This window comes from Streptomyces sp. WELS2, from assembly GCF_013870595.1.
Classification (GTDB): Bacteria; Actinomycetota; Actinomycetes; order Streptomycetales; family Streptomycetaceae; genus Streptomyces.
The window spans coordinates 1-1823 of the sequence record NZ_JACBWZ010001077.1; the positions used below are offsets into that span (position 1 = coordinate 1).

Sequence of the window (1823 nt, forward strand, 5' to 3'; positions counted from 1 at the left end):
GTCGGTCCGCTCCCGGTGCGCCACCCGGGCGGCGTTCGTCGCGTACGCCGGGTCCGTGCCCAGCTCCGGGCGGCCCATGACCTGTTCGGCCAGCCGCCGCCACTCCCGGTCGTGCTGCACCGACAACAGCACCCGGCCGCCGTCCGCCGTCGGATAGGCGTCGTACGGCGCGATCACCGCGTGCGCCAGCCCGGTGCGGGCGGGCGGCTCGCCGCCGTGCATCGTGTGGTGCAGCGGATGCCCCAGCCACTCGGCGAGCGCCTCCAGCATGGACACCTCCACCGGCCCGCCCCGCCCGGTCGTGCCGCGGCGCACCAGCGCGGCCAGCACCCCGGAGAACGCGTACATGGCCGCCGCTATGTCCGCCGCCGGGATGCCCGCCTTCACCGGCCGCTCCGGTGTCCCGGTCACCGACACCAGTCCCGCCTCGCACTGCACGAGCATGTCGTAGGCCCGCTTGTCCGCGTACGGTCCCGAGCCGCCGTAGCCCGAGATGTCCACGGCGATCAGCCGCGGGTGGGCGGCGCACAGCGTGGCCGCGTCCAGGCCGAGCCGGGCCGCCGCGCCGTGCGCGAGGTTCTGCACGAACACGTCCGCGTCCGCGATCAGCCGCCGTACGACGGCCAGGCCGCGCGGGTCCTTCAGGTCCAGCGCGAGGGACTCCTTGCCGCGGTTGCACCACACGAAGTGCGAGGCCAGACCGCGGGCGGCCGTGTCGTAGCCGCGCGCGAAGTCGCCGCCGTCGACCCGCTCCACCTTGATGACCCGGGCGCCCAGGTCGGCGAGCTGCCGGGTCGCGAAGGGTGCGGACACGGCCTGTTCGACGGCGACGACGGTGATGCCCTCCAAAGGGAGCGGGAGTTGATCCATGGGGTGGATGATCTCCCCTGACCGGCGGCCTTGTCAGCAGTGCGGGCTCACTCGGCCCGCGCGTACCGGCGCACCGCGAGCGGCAGGAACACCCCGGTGAGCAGCAGGCACCAGGCCAGCGAACCGGCCACCGGGTGGGTTACCGGCCAGGCGGCGCCCTCGGGAACGGGCGCGTTGCCGGACAGGTCCCGCAGGGCGGTGGTGACCGCGCTGATCGGGTTCCACTCGGCGAGCGTCCGCAGCCAGCCCGGCAGGTGGTCCGTCGGGATGTACGCGTTGGACAGCAGCGGCAGCACGAAGGAGGCGGAGCCGAGCTGTCCGGCCGCCTCCTCGCTGCGGCTGAGCAGCCCGAGGAGGATCCCGGCGCAGGTGCAGGCGAACCGGAAGAACAGCAGCAGCGCCACCGCCCCGGCCACCCCGGCCGCCGAACCCTCGACCCGCCAGCCCACCGCGAGCCCGGTCAGCAGCAGCGGCACCGTTCCGGCCGTCGTGACGACGAGGTCCGCGACGGCCTGCCCGACCGGTGCGGCGGCCCGGCTCACCGGCATCGTGCGCAGCCGGTCCGACACCCCCCGGTGGGTGTCCTGGGCCGCCTGGAACATGCCGGTCATCAGTCCGCCGGCGGCGGTCGCGACGAGCAGTCCGGGCACCAGGAAGGAGCGGTACTCGCGGCCGGACACGGTCAGCGCGCTGCCGAACACGTAGCCGAAGAACAGCAGCATGTTGACCGGCATGAGCTGGGTCAGCACCGCCAGCCCCGGGTTGTTGCGGACCCGGCGCAGGTGCCGGCCCGCCATCGCCAGCCCGTCGTACGCGAGCGCGCTCACGCGGCCGCCTCCTCGGTCTCGGCCGACGCTCCGGTGAGCCGCAGGAAGACGTCGTCCAGGGTGGGCGGCCGGATGCCCGCGTCCAGCAACGGCACGCCGGCCGCGTCCAGTTCGCGCACCAGCCGG

Annotated in this window: 2 protein-coding genes and 1 pseudogene; all 3 read right to left on the reverse strand. The window is 74.6% G+C overall.

All coding sequences use genetic code 11. The annotated features are described in order from the left end of the window. Nucleotides 1–870, reverse strand: an 870-nt coding sequence (locus H5J33_RS33765) for a CaiB/BaiF CoA-transferase family protein (protein ID WP_181798487.1), incomplete at its 3' end; no start/stop codon positions are given. Nucleotides 871–917: 47 nt separating this feature from the next. Continuing rightward, a complete protein-coding gene (locus tag H5J33_RS33770; RefSeq protein ID WP_309485555.1) occupies nt 918–1697 on the reverse strand; it encodes an ABC transporter permease in 780 nt (259 codons plus the stop codon). After that, nucleotides 1694–1823 (reverse strand): annotated as a pseudogene (locus H5J33_RS38070) (daunorubicin/doxorubicin resistance ABC transporter ATP-binding protein DrrA); the annotation flags it as partial. The pseudogene H5J33_RS38070 and the gene H5J33_RS33770, both read right to left, overlap by 4 nt.